This window comes from Lentzea kristufekii, assembly GCF_033949925.1.
Classification (GTDB): domain Bacteria; phylum Actinomycetota; class Actinomycetes; order Mycobacteriales; family Pseudonocardiaceae; genus Lentzea; species Lentzea kristufekii.
This window is the reverse complement of the sequence record NZ_JAXAVV010000005.1, coordinates 97,773-114,152: the sequence shown is the minus strand read 5'-3', so window position 1 is coordinate 114,152 and position 16,380 is coordinate 97,773. Positions and strand designations below refer to the sequence as shown.

The following is a 16,380-nucleotide window of genomic DNA, read 5'->3' as shown; positions in this document are numbered from 1 at the left end:
GAGGCAAGTTGTCAAGCCCCTCCGATGACCTCCGGCTCGCCGAAATGGAGCCGGAGCAGGAATACGTGGCCATGTTGTACGGCCGGCTCGACGACCTCCGTGAACAGACGTCGAAACGACTCGCACAGTCGTTGCGACAAACCGGCGGCACGCACCAGATGCGGTCCGAGCGCGACACGTCCGTCGCGATGTACACAGATCAACTGGCCCAGTACAGCGCGGTCGAGAACGGCCTGGCGTTCGGCCGGCTCGATTTCCACAACGAAGACCGCTTCTACATCGGCCGAATCGGTCTCTTCGACGAGGACAAGGAATACGAGCCGCTGCTGATGGACTGGCGCGCGCCCGCCGCCAGGCCGTTCTACCTCGCCACCGCCGCCTCCCCCGACGGCGTGCGGCGGCGCAGGCACCTGCGGACCCGCTCGCGCAAGGTGATCGGCCTCGACGACGAGGTGCTCGACATCAACTCGGCCGACGTGACCCGCAGCGAGTCGCTGACCGGCGAGGCGACGCTGCTCGCCGCGCTGAACGAGTCGCGCACCGGCCAGATGAGCGACATCGTCGCGACGATCCAGGCCGAGCAGGACAAGATCATCCGGTCCGAGCTCAACGGCGTCGTCGTCGTGCAGGGCGGGCCCGGCACCGGCAAGACCGCGGTGGCCCTGCACCGAGCCGCGTACCTGCTGTACACGCACCGCCGACAGCTGGCGAAGCGCGGCGTGCTCGTCGTCGGCCCGAACACGACGTTCCTGCGCTACATCAGTCAGGTCCTCCCCTCGCTGGGCGAGACGGGCGTGCTGCTGTCCACGGTCGGCGAGCTGTACCCGAACCTGACGGCGACCGGCCGCGAGTCCGCCGAGGCGGCGGCCGTGAAGGGCCGCATCCAGATGGCGGACGTGATCGCCGCGGCCGTGCGGGACCGCCAGGAGGCGCCGCCGTCCGTCGAGATCCGCTTCGACAACGATGTGCTGCGCCTGGACCGGCGCGCGATCTCCGACGCGCGGGGCAGGGCGCGCCGGACCCGCCGTCCCCACAACGAGGCGCGCCGCACGTTCGCCCGCGAGATCATCTCGACGCTGTCGGGCATGGTCGCCAACCGCCTCGGCGGGCACCTGCTCGACAAGACGGACATGGACGACATCCGCCGCGAGCTGCGCGAGTCCGACGAGGTCCAGGCGGCGATCTCGTCGCTGTGGCCGGTGCTGACCCCGTTCTCGCTGCTCTCGGAGCTCTACCGGAACCCGAAGCGCCGCAACCGCGCGATGGCGAAGTTCACCCGCGAGGAGCGCGACCTGCTGCAGCGCTCCACCGACGACTGGACGCCGGCGGACGTGCCGTTGCTGGACGAGGCCGCCGAACTGCTCGGCGAGGACGACACGGAGGCCAAGGCACGCGCCGAACGCCAGCGCCGCCAGGCCATCGAGTACGCCCAGGGAGTTCTCGACATCCTCGACCTGGAGGATGACGCGGACCCCGACATCCTGATGGCAACGGACCTGATGGACGCTTACCGCCTGGCCGAGCGCCACGGCGTCGACCGCTACGAGACCGCCGCGGAACGCGCCGCGGCCGACCGCACCTGGACGTTCGGCCACGTCATCGTGGACGAGGCGCAGGAGTTGTCGGCGATGGCCTGGCGCACGCTGATGCGCCGCTGCCCCAGCAAGTCCATGACGGTCGTCGGCGACATCGCGCAGACCGGCGACATCGGCGGTGCGACCTCATGGGGTTCCGTGCTGTCGCCGTACGTGCAGAACCGTTGGCGCCTCACGGAACTGACGGTCAACTACCGCACGCCGGCCGAGATCATGGAGGTGGCCGCGGACGTGCTCGCCTCGGTCGACGCCTCCCTGGTGCCGCCGACGTCGGTGCGCGAGACCGGTGTGGCCCCCTGGGTCTCCACCGTGTCGTCGTTCGCGTCCGAGGTGCCCGCGCTGATCGCACGCGAGGTCGCCGCCGTCGGCGACGGCAAGATCGCGGTGATCGTGCCGGCCGCGCTGCTGCCGGCGGTGGGGTCGTCGATCGCCGACGCGGTGCCGGGTTCGTCCGTGGGCAACGAACTGGAAGAGGCCCAGGTCGTGGTGCTCGGCGTGACCGACGCGAAGGGCCTGGAGTTCGACTCGGTGGTCGTGGTCGACCCGGACGGCATCCTCGCCGAGTCGCCACGTGGCGCGTCGGACCTGTACGTCGCGCTGACCCGTGCCACGCAACGGCTCGGCGTCGTGCACACCGGAACGCTGCCGGACATGTTGTCCCGCTTGAAGGACGTTTCGTAGCGGTCGAGCGGAAGCCTGGGTGGCGACCAGAACGCCCCCAGGCTCACCGCGGCGGGGTCAGTGCGCCAGAGCAAGACCGACAGCCGCCGCGCCGACACCGAGCACGACGCTGACGACGACGTTCAGCAAGGCTGACCGGTACTTCTCGGTTTCCAGCAGCTTCACCGTCTCGTAGCTGAACGTCGAGTACGTCGTGAGCCCACCGCAGAACCCGACACCGAGCAGCGGCATCCAGGACGTGCCGACGACGAACCCGATGAGCAGGCACCCGACGACGTTGACCGTCAAAGTGCCCCAGGGGAAGTCCGAGGAGTGCCGCGACTGCACGAACCGGTCGAGCAGATAGCGGGTCGGCGCACCAAGAGCGGCACCGAGGAACACCACGAGCACGGTCATCGAGTCACCCGCAGCCCGAGAAACGCGGCCAGCACAGCACAAACCGGCGTGGCCGGCAGCGCCCACGACCACGACACGGCGTACGACGAGAACGTCGTGAAGCCGCCCAGAAGTCCAACGCCGAAGAAGGCACGCACCAACGGCCGGGGCACCAGCCCCATCAGCACGCCGATGAGGAACGACCCCAGCACGTTGATGACGAAGAGCCCCCACGCGCCGGGCACGAAGACCGACAGGCCGTAGCGCGCCACGCCGCCGAGCCCTCCGCCCAGCGACACCAGCGAGACGAACGCCAGCGGACGGTCAGGTCGTGGGTTCGGCAAGGTGCTCCACCAGGTGGTCCAGAGCCTTCAACGCGCGCACGACGTCCTCCCTCTCCGAGGACTCCAGCTTGGCCAGTGCCGCGCCGATCCGCTTCTCGTGTTCGCGCTGCCAGACGAGCAGCTGTTCGTGTCCACGGGGTGAGACGGACAGCCGTGCTACCCGCCTGTCCCTGGGGTCTCCGCCGCGGACGACGAGGCCTGAGTCGATCAGTTGGGACACCAGCCCGGACACGGTGTTGGGGGCGAGACGCAACGCGGCGGCCAGGTCGCCGACCTTCATCGGCGGGCGCTCGGCGAGGGTCTGCAGCAGCTCTACCTGCGCCATCGGCAGGGATTCCCACGGCCAGTCGGCCCGGATGCTCGTCCGCAACGCCCGGCGCAGGCGAGTGACGACGTCGGTGAGCGTGCGGGCTTCGTCTGACATGCGGAAATCCTACTGAACACCGGCTAATAGCTCTGTGTCAGATATAATCTGTTCACGATGAACTGGTTCGTCACGGAGTCGCCCAGACCGGCGTGGATCGCGCGCCGGTCGTACGCGCCTTGGCTGGTCATCGCGACGGTCTGCTTCGGTGCGTTCATGGGGCAGCTCGACGCCTCGATCGTCACGCTGGCGTTCCCCGCGATGAGCGCGCACTTCCACGCCGACCCGGAGTGGATCTCGCTCAGCTACCTGATCACGCTCGTGGCGCTGCTCGTCCCAATGGGCAGGATCGCGGACCGGGTCGGGCGCAAGATCGTCTACATCTACGGCTTCGCGTTGTTCACCGGAGCATCCGTCGCGTGCGTGTACGCGCCGGGGTTCGACGCGCTCATCGCGGCGCGGATCGCCCAGGCCGTGGGGGCGGCGATGTTGCAGGCGAACAGCGTCGCGCTGGTCACCACGGCGGTCGCGCCGGAGCAGCGGCGCAGGGCGCTCGGCGTCCAGGCCGCAGCGCAGGCGGCCGGGCTGGCGGCGGGGCCGTTGCTCGGCGGATACCTCACCGAGAACTTCGGGTGGCAGGCCGTGTTCGCGATCAACGTCCCCATCGGCGTCGTGGCCCTGATCGCGGGCCACTACCTGCTCCCCCGCACGAAGACCGCGCGGGACAAGGGAAAGCCGACGTGGCAGGTGCTGCCAGGGCTGACCGGGGTGCTGCTCACCTACGCCGCGCTGTTCGCGCCGATGACGTTGCTGCCGTTCACCATGAGACAACCCTTGGCACAGATAGGACTCACGGTCGCCGCGTTGCCGCTCGGGTTCGCGATCGCGGCGACGTTGCTGAGCAGGCCCGGCATCAGGACCGGGGCGCTGATCGCGGCCATCGCGCTGATTCTGCCCGTGCCGCAGGTGGTCCAGCTCGTCGTCGCGGGCATCGGGCTCGGGATCATCGCGCCGGCCTGCACGAAACGCGTCATGAGTGCACTCCCGGAAGGCTCGGCGGGAGTCGGGAGCGGGCTGGTCAACGTCGCACGGGGGCTCGGCACGGCGCTGGGCGTCGCCGTGGCGACGCTGCTTGTTCACACTTTCCAGTGACAGCAGTGGTTCTGCTGCAGCAATGCGGCCGACGCCCTGCCGCACCCGTGTGGCGTCTCGGTAGCCTGGTCACATGTCTGAACGGGTGAGCTGGGTTCCGGAAGGCGTCGACACGGGCAAGCCGAGCGCCGCACGTCTGTACGACTACCTGCTCGGGGGAGGGCACAACTTCGCGGCCGATCGCGCGCTCGCGGAGAAGTTCCTGCAGGCCCAGCCGAACGCCCGCACGATCGCGCGGCTGAACAGGGCGTTCCTGCGCCGCGCCGTGCTGTTCATGATCGATCGCGGCATCCGCCAGTTCCTCGACCTCGGTTCCGGCATCCCGACGGTCGGCAACGTGCACGAGATCGCGCAGAAGGCCGACCCGGAGGTCCACGTCGTCTACGTGGACTTCGAGGAGGTCGCGGTCGCGCACAGCCAGCTCATCCTGGAGCACGACCCGCGCGCGGCGATCGTCCAGGAGGACATGACGAGGCCCGGCGCGGTGCTGGAGGCGGCGCGGAACAGCGGTCTCCTCGACTTCTCGCAGCCCGTCGGCGTGCTCACGGCCGGTGTCTTCCACTTCGTGCCGCCGCAGGCCGACCCGAACGCGATCGTGGCGGCGTACCGCGACGCCGTGCCCCCGGGCAGCTACCTCGCGGTCTCGCAGTTCACCCAGGACCTGCAGCCCGAGGAGATGGCGGGCGTGGTCGAGGTCATGAAGAAGAGCCAGAACCCGATGTACCCGCGCACGAAGAGCGAGATCGAGGCGCTCTTCAGCGGCTTCGAACTGGTGGAGCCCGGCATCGTGCCGACGCCGTTGTGGCGGCCCGAGGTCACGAACACCGACGATCCGGACAAGGCGGGCATCTACGCCGCCGTGGGCCGCAAGATCTAACAGGCCTGTCGTTGTTGGCCGCACGGCGGCGAATCCGTACGCTCTGTGCACAGGATGGAACTCCCGGAACTCGCCGCCCGCTGGATGCACGCGTTGACGTCTACCGCGTACATCCCGCTGTCCCACGCCGAAATCGAGCAGGCCCTGCTCGATTCGCTGCGTGCGCTGCCGGAGTCACCTGAATCGGTTGCCCATCGATTGGTGTCACTGCACGCGACCGGACCCGACTCGTTGCGGGCCACGATCGAGGTTCTCTCGCCCACGTTCGACCTACCTGTCCTGGCCCGGTTGAGCTCCGCGTACGCACAGGCCATGCGGCTGGACGCGTTCGACCAGCAGGAGCAGATCAAGGTCGCGATCGTGCGGGCCAAACAGCGGGTCGAGCGCACGCTGCAGGTCAGCCAGGCGCGGTTTCAGGAGGTGTTCGACTCCGCCGCGCTGGGCATCGTGATCACCGACCTCACCGGCAGGTGCGTCGAGGCGAACGACACGCTCGCCGAGATCGTGGGCCTCGACTCGGGTGCCGACCTCACCGACCGCGACCTGCGCGACTTCTACCACCCCGAGGACCTGGCCGCCCTGGGCGCCTCGTACCGGAAGATGAGCGAGGGGCGCGTCGACAGGTTCCGCGACCAGCGCAAGCTGATCCGCGCGGACGGCGAGCCGGTGTGGGTGCACCTCGTGGTCTCGGTCCTGCGTGACGCGGACGGCCGGCCGACGCACCACGTGACGATGGTCGAGGACATCAGCGAGCTGCACCTGTTGCAGCGCAGCCTCGACCACCAGCTGCTGCACGACTCGCTCACCGGCCTGTCGAATCGCCAGCACTTCATCTCCCGGCTCGAACGGCAGCTCGACGGCAGCCCGATCACGCTGTACCACCTGGGTCTGGACGCGTTCTCGGTCGTCAACAACGGCCTGGGCCACGAGACCGGCGACAAGCTGCTCAAGATCGTCGCGAGCCGCCTGGGCGAGCTCGCCGCCGCGAAGAAGGCCGTGCTGGCGCGCATCGGCGGTGACGAGTTCGCGTTGCTGACGGTCGCGGACAACGTCACCTCGACCATCGAGGAGATCCAGGAAGCGCTCGGTGAACCGACCTTTGTGGACGATCACGGCATCGCGCTGTCGGCGAGCATCGGCGTGGTGGACCGCCCGCCGGCGTTCGCGACCGCCGGCGAGCTGATGCGGTGCGCCAACTCCGCGCTGCGCCAGGCCAAAGCGCGGGGCAAGCGGCAGTGGGCCTTGCACGACCCGCACGACGACGCCCGCCGCCGCGGCAAGTACGCGCTGGCCGCGTCGATGCCGGGGGCGTGGGAGCACGGCGAGATCGAGATCGTCTACGCGCCGGTGCACGACCTGGAGAGCCAGGAGGTGCTCGGCGCCGTGGCCCGCCTGCACTGGGACGACCTGAGCCACAACGACACGATGGCGCTGGCCGACTCCACGGGGCTGTCGCTGCCGATCGGCCGCTGGCTGCTGCGGGAGGCGTGCGCGCAGGCCGCGAGATGGGTCGAGGAGTTCGGCGACAGGGCGCCCACGTTGCACATCGCGCTGGGAGCCCTCCAGTCCCGCGACGAGGACCTGGTGGCCGACGTCAAGCGGGCGCTCGACGAGACCGGGCTTCCGCCGGAACGGCTGCGGATCGCGCTGGACATCTCGTCGGTGCTGGCCGGTGACGACAACGCCCTGGTGCTGCACGACAGCGGCATCGTCACGGCGCTGGACGGGTTCCACGGCGGCCACGACGAACTGGCCGTGCTGACCGAGGTACCGGTCCGCTCGGTGATCACCCGCGCGCCCGCGCCCAGGCCGGACTCCCCGCTGCACCAGGCGATGCGCGCCCTCATCGAGACCGTGCACGGCTTCGGCGTGCGGTTCGGCGTCGACGAGGTGCACACCCTCGACGACGCCGAGCACTGGCGGCAGGCGGGCGCGGACGGCGTGATCGGGCTGCTGCCCGCGCTGCCCGCGGCCGAGGTCACCGAGCTCCTGGCTACAGCTGCTTCACCGCGGCCAGAAGCTTCGTGAGCGAGTCCTTCGCGTCACCGAACAGCAGCGTCGTCTTCGGGTTGTACAGCAGCTCGTTGTCCACGCCCGCGAACCCCGGCCGCATCGACCGCTTCATGAACACCACGGACTTCGCGCGGTCCACGTCGAAGATCGGCATGCCGTAGATCGGACTCGACGGCTCGTCCCGCGCGCCCGGGTTCACCACGTCGTTCGCCCCGACGACCACGGCCACGTCGACCGACGTGATGCCGGGGTTGACGTCGTCGAGCTCCTTGAGCTGCTCGTACGGCACGTCGGCCTCGGCCAGCAACACGTTCATGTGCCCCGGCATCCGTCCCGCCACGGGATGGATCCCGTACGCCACGGACACTCCGCGCCGTTCGAGCTGCGCCACGAGCTCACGCACCGCGTGCTGCGCCTGCGCGACGGCGAGTCCGTACCCCGGCACGACGACCACGTTGTTCGCGTACCCCAGCAGGATCGCGACGTCCTCGACCGTGCCCGACTTGACCGTGCGCTGCTCTTCCCCCTGCGCGACAACGGTCGTCGCCTTGAACGCGCCGAACAGGATGTTGGCGAGCGACCGTCCCATCGCCTGCGCCATCAACCGGGTCAGGATGGTGCCGGACGCGCCGACGAGCGTGCCCGCGACGATCAGCAGCGTGTTCGCCAGCACGTAACCCGAGGCGGCGACCGCGAGACCGGTGAACGCGTTGAGCAACGAGATGGCGATCGGCACGTCCGCACCACCGACCGGCAGCACGAACAGCACGCCGAGCGCCAGCCCGACGACCGCCAGCAACCACAGCAGGAACCCGTTCGGCACCGCCATCGTCACCGCGCACAGGGCGACCGACGACGCGGCGGCCGCGATCGCGAGCTGCTGCCCGGCGGGCAACAGCACCGGGCGGGTCGTCATCAGCTCCTGCAGCTTCAGGAACGTGACCACCGAACCGGAGAAGCTGACCGAGCCGATCAGCACCGTCAGCACCGTCGCGAGCCGGAACAGAACGGTCGTGTCCGGCACCGCGAAGAACTCGGCCAGCGCCACCAGAGCCGCCGCCGCGCCACCGACTCCGTTGAACAGCGCCACCATCTGCGGGATGGCCGTCATCTTCACCGACCGCGCGGCCGGGATGCCGACCGCGACGCCGAGTGCGACGGCGATCAGGATCCACAGTCCGTTGTGGACGACGCCGTGGACGTACGCGGTGACGACGGCGACCAGCATGCCGAACGCGCCGATGAAGTTGCCGTAACGCGCGTATTTGGGCGAGCTCAGGCCTTTCAGCGCCAGGACGAAGCACACCGACGCGACGAGGTACATCAGCTGGACCGTCATCTTTTGAACATCTCCAGCATCCGGTCGGTCACCACGAACCCGCCGACGACGTTGACCGTGGCCAGGAAGACCGCGATCAGCCCCAGAACCAGCTCCAGGGTGCTCTCGGCGGACCCCGTGATGAGGATCGCGCCGACGAGGATCACGCCGTGAATGGCGTTCGCACCGGACATCAGAGGCGTGTGCAGGATCGTGGACACCTTCGAGACCACCTCGAAGCCCACGAACACGGCCAGCACGAAGATCGTCAGCAGGTCGATCACGGCAACTCCTTGCGGATCTGACCGTCGTGGGTGAGGCAGCAGCCGTCGAGCACCTCGTCCGAGAGGTCCGGCGAGACCGAGCCGTCCGCGATCATGAGCTTGAGCAGGTTCAGCACGTTGCGCGAGTAGAGCTTGCTGGCGTGCACCGGCATGGACGACGGCAGGTTCAGCGCGCCGTGCACGAGCACGTCGCCGACCCAGATCTCCTGTCCCGCAACGGAACCGGCGTAGTTGCCACCGGACTCCGCGGCCAGGTCGACCACGACGGAGCCGGCCGCCATGGCCTTGAGCATGTCCGTCGTGACGAGCACCGGGGCCTTGCGGCCGGGGATGGCGGCCGTGGTGATCACGACGTCGGACGCCGCCACGTGTTCGCCGATGAGTTCTCGCTGGCGTTCCAGGAACTCCTCGGACTGCGCGGACGCGTAGACGCCGGACTGCGTCTCGAGTTCGAGTTCGATGAACTTCGCGCCGAGACTGCGGACCTCCTCGCCCGCGGCCTTGCGCACGTCGTACGCCTCGACGACGGCGCCCAGCCTGCGTGCGGTCGCGATGGCCTGCAGTCCCGCCACGCCCGCGCCCAGCACCAGCACCTTCGCCGGCGGCACGGTGCCGGCGGCGGTGGTGAACATGGGCAGGAAGCGCGGTAGTCGTTCGGCGGCGACGAGAACCGCCCGGTAGCCGGCGACCAACGCCTGGGAGGACAGGGCGTCCGCGCTCTGGGCACGGGTCACGCGGGGCAGCAGGTCGAAGCTGAACGACGTGACGTTCCGCCGCGCATAGACGTCGAGTAGTTCCCGCTCGCCTTGGGGCTGCAGGAAGCTGATGGTGACGGCACCCGGTTTCAACGCGGAGGCCTGGGCGATGGTCAACGGCTGCACGGACACGACGACGTCGGATTCCGGCGTCGGGTCCTCGGGCGTCACCACCGCCCCGGCCGCGCGGTACGCGGCGTCGAGGGCGTGGGCGTGACGCCCGGCGCCTTCCTGTACGTGCACGGTCAGTCCAGCGTCGACCAGCGACGACACCGTTTCCGGTACGCAGGCGACTCGGCGCTCGGCGGGCCGCGACTCTGCGGGGGTTCCCACTCTCACCGTACGCACGTTACGCGATCAAAGGTGACCTGGGCCACATCACAGTTGCCAGAGCTCTGCGCCGGCCGAACGGCAACGCGGACCCGGCCGCCGCCGCGGCCGGGGCGAACACCGCGAATCAGTGGGACACAGGGCATCCGGTGGGCTTGGCCGCGGGGAAGAAGTTCGGCAGCAGCTCACCTGTGTCGTAGTACCGGTGGTACACCGGTGTCAGCCCGCCCGACACGGGTGGCACGATCCACGACCAGTCCGCGGGGCAGGTGCGTCCGGCGGCCTCCTCCTTCTCCAGGTGCGTCAGGAACCTCTGCGACTCCGTGTGGTGGTCCGTGATCGTGACCCCGGCCTCCGCGAACGAGTGCAGGACGGCGCGGTTGAGCTCCACCAGAGCTCGGTCGCGCCACAACGTCGCCTCCGACGACATGTCCAGGCCCATTCGCTTGGCGAGGTACGGCAGCAGGTCGTAGCGGTCGTGGTCGGCCAGGTTGCGGGCGCCGATCTCGGTGCCCATGTACCAGCCGTTGAACGGCGCTGACGGGTAGTCGATCCCGCCGATGCGCAGTCGCATGTTGCTGATGGCGGGAACGGCGTGCCACTTCACGCCGAGCGCCTTCAGCCACGGGAAGTCCGGGTGGGACAACGGGACTTCCAGCACGTCGTCGGCGGGGATCTCGACGAGCGCGGGTTCTTGGCCCTTGCAGGACACCATGAGCGGCAGCACGTCGAACGGGCCACGTGTGGACGGCGGCTGCCAGCCTCGCTTCAACGCGAGGTCGGTGAGGTCGAGGTTGCGCGCGTCGCCGAGCACTCCGCCGTCGGAGCCGCGGTAGGCGGCGTAGCGGATGATCTGCTCGTTGACGATCCGCGGCGGGTCCATGCCCGGCTCGGCGGGGGCGAAGACGGTGATGACGGGCCGGATCTTGCCCTTGTTCGTGGCCACGCGGAGGTGCTCGACGCACTGCTCGGCCACTTCGGCGGGAGCGGACACCTCCCGCTGGTCGCGCACTTTCAAGCTCCGCCAGTAGAGGCGGCCGATGCAGCGGGAGCTGTTGCGCCAGGCCACCCTGGCGCCGAAGGTCAGTTCGGCGGTGGTGTGGCGGTAGGTGCCGGTCGCGGCGATCTCCGCGTGCACTTCGGCCAGCCTGGCCTCGACGGGACCGAGGTCCGGGTTCTCGGTGTGGTGCTGCCGGACGAAGTCCTCAGCCTCGGCGATGTCGATCTCGCCGGTGTTCTCGACCTGCGCCGGGGGAAGCGCCGTGAGGGAACGGGGCATCACGTCAGTCGGGACGGGGGTCATGGCGAGGCACCGTAGTTGCGCTTTCGTGGAGTAGGAACCGCCTGTCGCGCTACGCCATCTGGATCACTGGACCGCGTCCGACACGCTCAGCGAGTGCTTGATCCTACAACCGGGTGACAATGGGCGCGACAAAGGGTGGTTCTAAGCCGTTATCGCGCCGACATCAAACATTGACCAGTGATTCAGTTCACCACCGGATTCGACCCGTTCGAGTGAACTTCGGCGGGCACCTCCCACGAGGAGAAGCGAGTCATCCCCCGCATTGCCAAGGATGGTGGCACCACTCGGAAGGCGAAGTTCCGCAATGCCAACGCCACAGGTGATCGGACCTCGATCCCGAACTTCCCGGCCATCCGCGAGCCTTTCCACACCGATTGGGCGCGTGGCCGCCGCAATGCGTCATAGCGCGCGAGATCACCGTCGACCGAGGCCAGCGTCACCGCGTCCTCCAGCGCCATGCACGCCCCCTGACCGAGGTACGGCGTCATGGCGTGTGCGGCGTCGCCCAGTAGTGCCACCCGGCCGCTCACGAACGTGGGCAGCAGCGGCAGCTCGTAGATGTCGTGCCGGATCACGTCCGGGGTGGACGCCAGCAGTTCCGGCAACGGGTCGTGCCAGCCGGCGAACAGCGCCACCGGGTCCAGGTCGGCCGAGGCCGGCGCGACGGTCGCGACATACCAGCAGACCCGGCCGTCGCCGAGAGGCAGGACGCCCGCCTCGCCGCCGGGACCGAGTGTCTGCGAGAGCGGCAGCTCGTAGGGCCCCGGCGCCACCCCTCGCCACGCCGTGGCCCCCGCGTACACCGGTCCCGGCGCGTCGGGCAGCAGTTCCGCGCGGAGGCGGCTGTTGATGCCGTCCGCCGCCACCACGAGATCCGCGTCCAGCTCGTCAACGCCGGTCACCTCGGCGTTGTTGAAAAGAATCTCGGGCGGCAACGCGCGCAGCAGCACGCCGTGCAGATCGGCGCGATGGATCGCGATGACGTTCTGCTGGCCGACGTCGGGCAGGTGCACCAGCCAGCGCCCGTCGGATGCCCTGACACCGCCGGACACACGGGGCGTGCCCAGTCGCCGGACCTCGTCGGCGAGTCCCAGCCACTCCAGCGCCCGCAGCGCGTTCGGCATCACACCCACGCCCGCGCCGACCTCGCCGAACGTGGCCGCGCGTTCGTGGACGACGACCTCCCACCCGACGCGTCGCAACGACACCGCCGTCGCCAGCCCGCCGATGCCGCCACCCACCACGATCGCCTTCACGACTCCTCCTCTACAGATGTAGAGGACTCTACATCTGTAGACTACAGCTGTAGAGAGAGATTGGGACCACAGTGCGCAGAGACCTCATCACCGACGCCGCGATCCAGCTCGTCGCCGAACAGGGCATGCGCGGGCTCACCCACCGCGCGGTCGACCGCCGCGCCGGCCTGCCGGAGGGCTCCACCAGCGCGTACTTCCGCACGCGCAAGGCGTTGATCGAGGGATTCGTCGAGCGGCTCGCGAAGCAGGAACAGCTGGACATCGCACCCGATCCGGACGACGTCGCGGGCAGCATCGCGAGAACCCTCGACAGCTGGCTCGTCGAGCGGAACAGGACGCTCGCGAGGTACGCGGCGATGCTGGAGGCCACGCACCACCCCGAGCTGAAGTCGATCATGGCCCACTCCCCGCGCGAGCAGGCCACCGCGATCGCGAAGATGCTGGGCCACGAGGATCCCGAACGGGCGGGCGCGCACTTCACGGCGTTCTTGGAGGGCCTGCTCTTCTACCGGCTCGTCGGCGCCGGCAGCACGGTCGGGCCGACACCGGGCACCGAGGAGAGCGTGCGGGATCTCAAGACGGCCGTGGAAAAAGCGTTGCGGCCGTAAGTACCGTGGGTTTCATGGGATTCGGGTACGGGGTCTTCTACCTCTGATCACGGACGTGTGCCACCGCGCAACACGTCCTGATTTCGCGTACCCAGAAGAGGATCCCCGTGCGTTCGCATGTTCATTTGACGACCCAAGATCTCACCAAGGGCTATGAGGCCGGGCCCGTCGTCGACGGCATCTCCCTGAAGGTCTCCGCCGGCCAGCGCCTCGGCGTCATCGGTGAGAACGGCCGCGGCAAGACCACGCTGCTCCGCCTGCTCGCCGAAGACCTGGTGCTGGACCAGGGAACCGTCACCCGCCACGGTTCGTTGAGCCTCGTGCAACAGGAAATGCCCTTCCACGAGGGCGAAACGGTGGGGGACCTGCTGTCCGGAGCGCTGCGCGAAAGCCGCGAGGCACTGTCCGAACTGGACTGTGCGGCGGCGCCGTTCGACGAGCAGCGCTACGAGAAAGCACTGGCTCACGCCGAGGACATCGAGGCCTGGGACGCCGAGCGCCGTGCCGAGATCGCGCTGAAGGCCCTCGACGCCGACCACGACCGGGCGACACCGCTCGCACGGCTCAGCGTGGGGCAGCGTTATCGGGTCCGGCTCGCGTGCCTGCTCGCCGAACGCGCTGACGTCCTGCTGCTGGACGAACCGACCAACCACCTCGACGCGGGCGCGCTGGCGTTCCTGACCGAACGCCTGCAGCAGCACCACGGCGTCGTGGTGCTCGTGAGCCACGACCGCACGTTGCTGGACGAGGTCTGCACCCAGTTGCTCGACCTCGATCCCGCGCCGGACGGCGAGGTGCACCTGCACGGCGGCGGCTACCGGGCGTTCAAGGAGGCCAAACGCGCCGAGCGGCAACGGTGGGAGCAGCGGTTCGCCCAGGAGGAGGCCGAGCACGACGAGCTGGCCGAGAAGGTCGAGCGCGCCCAGTCCCGCCTGAGGGACGGCTGGCGCCCTCCGAAGGGCACCGGCAGGCACCAGCGCACGACTCGTGCGGCGAACAAGATGCGCAACGTCGCCCGCAGGCTCGAAGAGCTCGGCGACCAGCGCATCGGTGCTCCCCCGCCCCCGTTGCGCTTCACGCCGCCGGAGCTGGAGGCGAGCGGCGACCTGCTGCACGCCACCCCGCTCGAAGTGCCGGGAAGGCTGCGCCTCACCGAGCCGATCTCGCTCAGCGCGGGCGAGAAACTGCTGATCACCGGCCCGAACGGGGCGGGCAAGTCGACGTTGCTCGGCGTGCTCGCCGGACGCGTCACGCCTGTCCGCGGCACGGTGCACCACGTCGGCCGGGTCGCCCTGCTGGCCCAGGAGTCCGCGTTCGAGGACGAGGACGCCACCGCGGTCCAGCTGTGTTCGCGCGTGGAGGACATCGGTCTGCTCAGAGGGAAAGACCTGGTGCGCCCGGTCGGCCGCCTGTCCACTGGACAACGCAGGCGACTGGAGCTCGCGATCCTGCTGAGCGGCTCGCCCCACGTCCTGCTGCTCGACGAACCGACCAACCACCTGTCGATCGCCCTGGTCGACGAACTGACCGAGGCCCTGCACCAGACCAGAGCCGCCGTGGCCGTCGCGACCCACGACCGGCAGATGCGGACAGATTTCGGCTCGTGGCGGTCCGTGACCCTCGAATCATCTTCACGAAGTAATGAAACTTCTGTAGCTTCGAAATAGGTCCTCTGCCGAGCACTGGGAGGTGTGCGAGATGACCGAACTGATCTCCGATGAACTGCCCACGACGCGCCAGAACCCGTTCGACCCGCCAGCCGAGGTCACCCGGATCCGCGACCAGGCCCGCATCAGCAGGCTGAAGTTCGCCGACGGTCACCTCGGCTGGCTCGTCACCGGTCACCACCAGGTGCGAGAGGTCCTGGGGAGTCCGAAGTTCACGACCAACCCGGCCGAGCACCACCTGCTGGACCTCAGGTTCCAGGGCGAGGTGCCGAAGGAGCGCCGCAAGGTCGAACCCGGCATGTTCCTGAGCCAGGACCCGCCGGACCACACCCGGCTGCGCAAGATGCTGCAGGGCCAGTTCACGGTCCGGCGGATGAACCAGCTGTCCGAGTGGATCGGCACGATCGTCGACGACCAGCTCAAGCACCTGCGGTCGCTGGGCGGCAAAGCGGACCTCGTGAAGGAGTTCGCGCTGCCGGTGCCGTCACTGGTGATCTGTGCGCTGCTCGGCGTCGACTACGACGAGAGGCACAGGTTCCAGGACGACACGACGAAGCTGCTCAGCCTGGACTCGACGTTCGAAGAGGCCATGGCGGCCATGAAGCGCATCCAGGAGTTCATGCGCGAGCTGATCGTCCGCAAGAAGGCGGAACCGGGCGACGACATGATCAGCGATCTGCTCGCCACCGGGGAGCCGACCGACGAGGAAGCGTCGAACATGGCGCTGCTGCTCCTGCTGGCGGGCCACGAGACCACGGCGAACATGCTGGGCCTCGGCACGTTCACGCTGCTGCAGCACCCGGACCAGCTCAAGATCCTGCGCGACGAACCGGAGGTCGTCGACAACGCCGTCGAGGAGCTGATGCGGTACCTGTCGATCATCCACTTCGGACCGGTGCGCACCGCCACCGAGGACGTGGAGATCGAGGGCCACCTCATCAAGGCCGGCGACACCGTGCTGACGCACGTGCCGACGGCCAACCGCGACCCGGAGAAGTTCCCCGGCAACCCCGACGAACTGGACCTGCGCCGCCCGGCCGGCGGGCACGTGGCGTTCGGGCACGGCATCCACCAGTGCCTGGGTCAGCAGCTGGCCCGCATCGAGATGAGGATCGGTTTCTCCAAGCTGTTCCAGGAGTTCCCGGACCTCCGCCTCGACGTCGATCCCGAGGAGGTGCCGCTGCGCACCGACATGGGGATCTACGGGGTCCACTCGCTGCCAGTAGCGTGGTCGGCATGAAGATTTCCGTCGACCAGACGAAGTGCTGCGGTTCGGGGATGTGCGTTCTGACCGACCCGGACCTGTTCGACCAGAACGACGAGGACGGCACGGTCGTCCTCCTCACCGAACACCCGGACGCCGGGCACGAGGCCACCGCGAAGGAAGCGGCGAGCCTCTGCCCGGCGGGCGCGATCACGATCAGCTGATCCGCCACGCGTTGCCGACCCGCCAGGCGA

At 68.9% G+C, this 16,380-nt stretch carries 16 protein-coding genes; 8 read left to right on the top strand and 8 right to left on the bottom strand.

Features of this window, described 5'->3' with window-relative positions; all coding sequences use genetic code 11:
* Positions 1 to 44 precede the first annotated feature (44 nt).
* Positions 45 to 2,276: a HelD family protein gene (locus tag SK571_RS12085; RefSeq protein ID WP_319984464.1), complete on the top strand. Its 2,232-nt coding sequence runs from the start codon at positions 45 to 47 to the stop codon at positions 2,274 to 2,276.
* 57 nt (positions 2,277 to 2,333) lie between these two features.
* On the opposite strand, the gene crcB is transcribed toward SK571_RS12085, so the two are convergent.
* The 3 genes from crcB to SK571_RS12070 are packed head-to-tail and all read right to left on the bottom strand — an operon-like array spanning position 2,334 to position 3,419.
* Positions 2,334 to 2,672, bottom strand: a complete 339-nt coding sequence (crcB, locus tag SK571_RS12080) for a fluoride efflux transporter CrcB (protein ID WP_319984137.1) — start codon at positions 2,670 to 2,672, stop codon at positions 2,334 to 2,336.
* Positions 2,669 to 2,995: a fluoride efflux transporter FluC gene (locus SK571_RS12075; RefSeq protein WP_319984136.1), complete on the bottom strand. Its 327-nt coding sequence runs from the start codon at positions 2,993 to 2,995 to the stop codon at positions 2,669 to 2,671. Before SK571_RS12075 ends, crcB begins: the two co-directional genes overlap by 4 nt.
* A complete protein-coding gene (locus SK571_RS12070) occupies positions 2,976 to 3,419 on the bottom strand; it encodes a MarR family winged helix-turn-helix transcriptional regulator (RefSeq protein ID WP_319984135.1) in 444 nt (147 codons plus the stop codon). Before SK571_RS12070 ends, SK571_RS12075 begins: the two co-directional genes overlap by 20 nt.
* A 57-nt stretch (positions 3,420 to 3,476) precedes the next feature.
* Here SK571_RS12070 and SK571_RS12065 point away from each other — a divergent pair, with 57 nt between their 5' ends.
* From SK571_RS12065 to SK571_RS12055, 3 genes are all read left to right on the top strand, one after another.
* Positions 3,477 to 4,511 carry an MFS transporter gene (locus SK571_RS12065; RefSeq protein ID WP_319984134.1) on the top strand — a complete coding sequence of 345 codons (1,035 nt, stop codon included), beginning with the start codon at positions 3,477 to 3,479 and terminating at the stop codon, positions 4,509 to 4,511.
* 73 nt (positions 4,512 to 4,584) lie between these two features.
* Positions 4,585 to 5,388, top strand: coding sequence for an SAM-dependent methyltransferase (locus SK571_RS12060; RefSeq protein ID WP_319984133.1), 804 nt, complete (start codon positions 4,585 to 4,587; stop codon positions 5,386 to 5,388).
* Positions 5,389 to 5,442: 54 nt separating this feature from the next.
* The gene (locus tag SK571_RS12055; protein WP_319984132.1) at positions 5,443 to 7,416 is read left to right on the top strand and encodes a diguanylate cyclase domain-containing protein; all 1,974 of its coding nucleotides are present in this window, start codon (positions 5,443 to 5,445) and stop codon (positions 7,414 to 7,416) included.
* On the opposite strand, the gene SK571_RS12050 is transcribed toward SK571_RS12055, so the two are convergent.
* The 5 genes from SK571_RS12050 to SK571_RS12030 all read right to left on the bottom strand — a co-directional run bounded on the left by SK571_RS12050 (position 7,382) and on the right by SK571_RS12030 (position 12,647).
* Positions 7,382 to 8,740, bottom strand: a complete 1,359-nt coding sequence (locus SK571_RS12050; RefSeq protein ID WP_319984131.1) for an NAD(P)(+) transhydrogenase (Re/Si-specific) subunit beta — start codon at positions 8,738 to 8,740, stop codon at positions 7,382 to 7,384. The two genes, SK571_RS12055 and SK571_RS12050, sit on opposite strands and share 35 nt — an antisense overlap.
* Positions 8,737 to 9,003: an NAD(P) transhydrogenase subunit alpha gene (locus SK571_RS12045; RefSeq protein ID WP_266042462.1), complete on the bottom strand. Its 267-nt coding sequence runs from the start codon at positions 9,001 to 9,003 to the stop codon at positions 8,737 to 8,739. Before SK571_RS12045 ends, SK571_RS12050 begins: the two co-directional genes overlap by 4 nt.
* Positions 9,000 to 10,097 carry an NAD(P) transhydrogenase subunit alpha gene (locus tag SK571_RS12040; RefSeq protein WP_319984130.1) on the bottom strand — a complete coding sequence of 366 codons (1,098 nt, stop codon included), beginning with the start codon at positions 10,095 to 10,097 and terminating at the stop codon, positions 9,000 to 9,002. The genes SK571_RS12045 and SK571_RS12040 overlap by 4 nt, the downstream gene beginning before the upstream one ends.
* Before the next feature lie 118 nt (positions 10,098 to 10,215).
* On the bottom strand, positions 10,216 to 11,391 hold the full coding sequence (locus SK571_RS12035; RefSeq protein WP_406601970.1) for a nitric oxide synthase oxygenase: 1,176 nt from the start codon (positions 11,389 to 11,391) through the stop codon (positions 10,216 to 10,218).
* A 182-nt stretch (positions 11,392 to 11,573) separates the two neighbouring features.
* Positions 11,574 to 12,647 carry an FAD-dependent monooxygenase gene (locus SK571_RS12030; protein WP_319984129.1) on the bottom strand — a complete coding sequence of 358 codons (1,074 nt, stop codon included), beginning with the start codon at positions 12,645 to 12,647 and terminating at the stop codon, positions 11,574 to 11,576.
* Between the two features lie 71 nt (positions 12,648 to 12,718).
* Between SK571_RS12030 and SK571_RS12025 the strand changes: the two genes are divergently transcribed.
* The 4 genes from SK571_RS12025 to SK571_RS12010 all read left to right on the top strand — a co-directional run bounded on the left by SK571_RS12025 (position 12,719) and on the right by SK571_RS12010 (position 16,350).
* Positions 12,719 to 13,255 (top strand): TetR/AcrR family transcriptional regulator, encoded by a 537-nt coding sequence (locus tag SK571_RS12025; protein WP_319984128.1) that lies wholly within the window; start codon positions 12,719 to 12,721, stop codon positions 13,253 to 13,255.
* A 125-nt stretch (positions 13,256 to 13,380) separates the two neighbouring features.
* Complete coding sequence (locus SK571_RS12020) at positions 13,381 to 14,922, top strand: ABC-F family ATP-binding cassette domain-containing protein (protein ID WP_319984127.1); 1,542 nt, start codon at positions 13,381 to 13,383, stop codon at positions 14,920 to 14,922.
* A gap of 31 nt (positions 14,923 to 14,953) precedes the next feature.
* Positions 14,954 to 16,162 carry a cytochrome P450 gene (locus tag SK571_RS12015; protein ID WP_319984126.1) on the top strand — a complete coding sequence of 403 codons (1,209 nt, stop codon included), beginning with the start codon at positions 14,954 to 14,956 and terminating at the stop codon, positions 16,160 to 16,162.
* Entirely contained in the window at positions 16,159 to 16,350 is a 192-nt protein-coding gene (locus tag SK571_RS12010; protein ID WP_319984125.1) for a ferredoxin, read from the top strand. Before SK571_RS12015 ends, SK571_RS12010 begins: the two co-directional genes overlap by 4 nt.
* Positions 16,351 to 16,380: the final 30 nt, after the last annotated feature.

Coding starts and splice junctions, on each gene's coding strand:
- crcB (WP_319984137.1), bottom strand. CDS start 2,672: ATGACCGTGCTCGTGGTGTTCCTCGGTGCCGCTCTTGGTGCGCCGACC.
- SK571_RS12035 (WP_406601970.1), bottom strand. CDS start 11,391: ATGACCCCCGTCCCGACTGACGTGATGCCCCGTTCCCTCACGGCGCTT.
- SK571_RS12055 (WP_319984132.1), top strand. CDS start 5,443: ATGGAACTCCCGGAACTCGCCGCCCGCTGGATGCACGCGTTGACGTCT.
- SK571_RS12065 (WP_319984134.1), top strand. CDS start 3,477: ATGAACTGGTTCGTCACGGAGTCGCCCAGACCGGCGTGGATCGCGCGC.
- SK571_RS12050 (WP_319984131.1), bottom strand. CDS start 8,740: ATGACGGTCCAGCTGATGTACCTCGTCGCGTCGGTGTGCTTCGTCCTG.
- SK571_RS12010 (WP_319984125.1), top strand. CDS start 16,159: ATGAAGATTTCCGTCGACCAGACGAAGTGCTGCGGTTCGGGGATGTGC.
- SK571_RS12015 (WP_319984126.1), top strand. CDS start 14,954: ATGACCGAACTGATCTCCGATGAACTGCCCACGACGCGCCAGAACCCG.
- SK571_RS12085 (WP_319984464.1), top strand. CDS start 45: ATGGAGCCGGAGCAGGAATACGTGGCCATGTTGTACGGCCGGCTCGAC.
- SK571_RS12070 (WP_319984135.1), bottom strand. CDS start 3,419: ATGTCAGACGAAGCCCGCACGCTCACCGACGTCGTCACTCGCCTGCGC.
- SK571_RS12060 (WP_319984133.1), top strand. CDS start 4,585: ATGTCTGAACGGGTGAGCTGGGTTCCGGAAGGCGTCGACACGGGCAAG.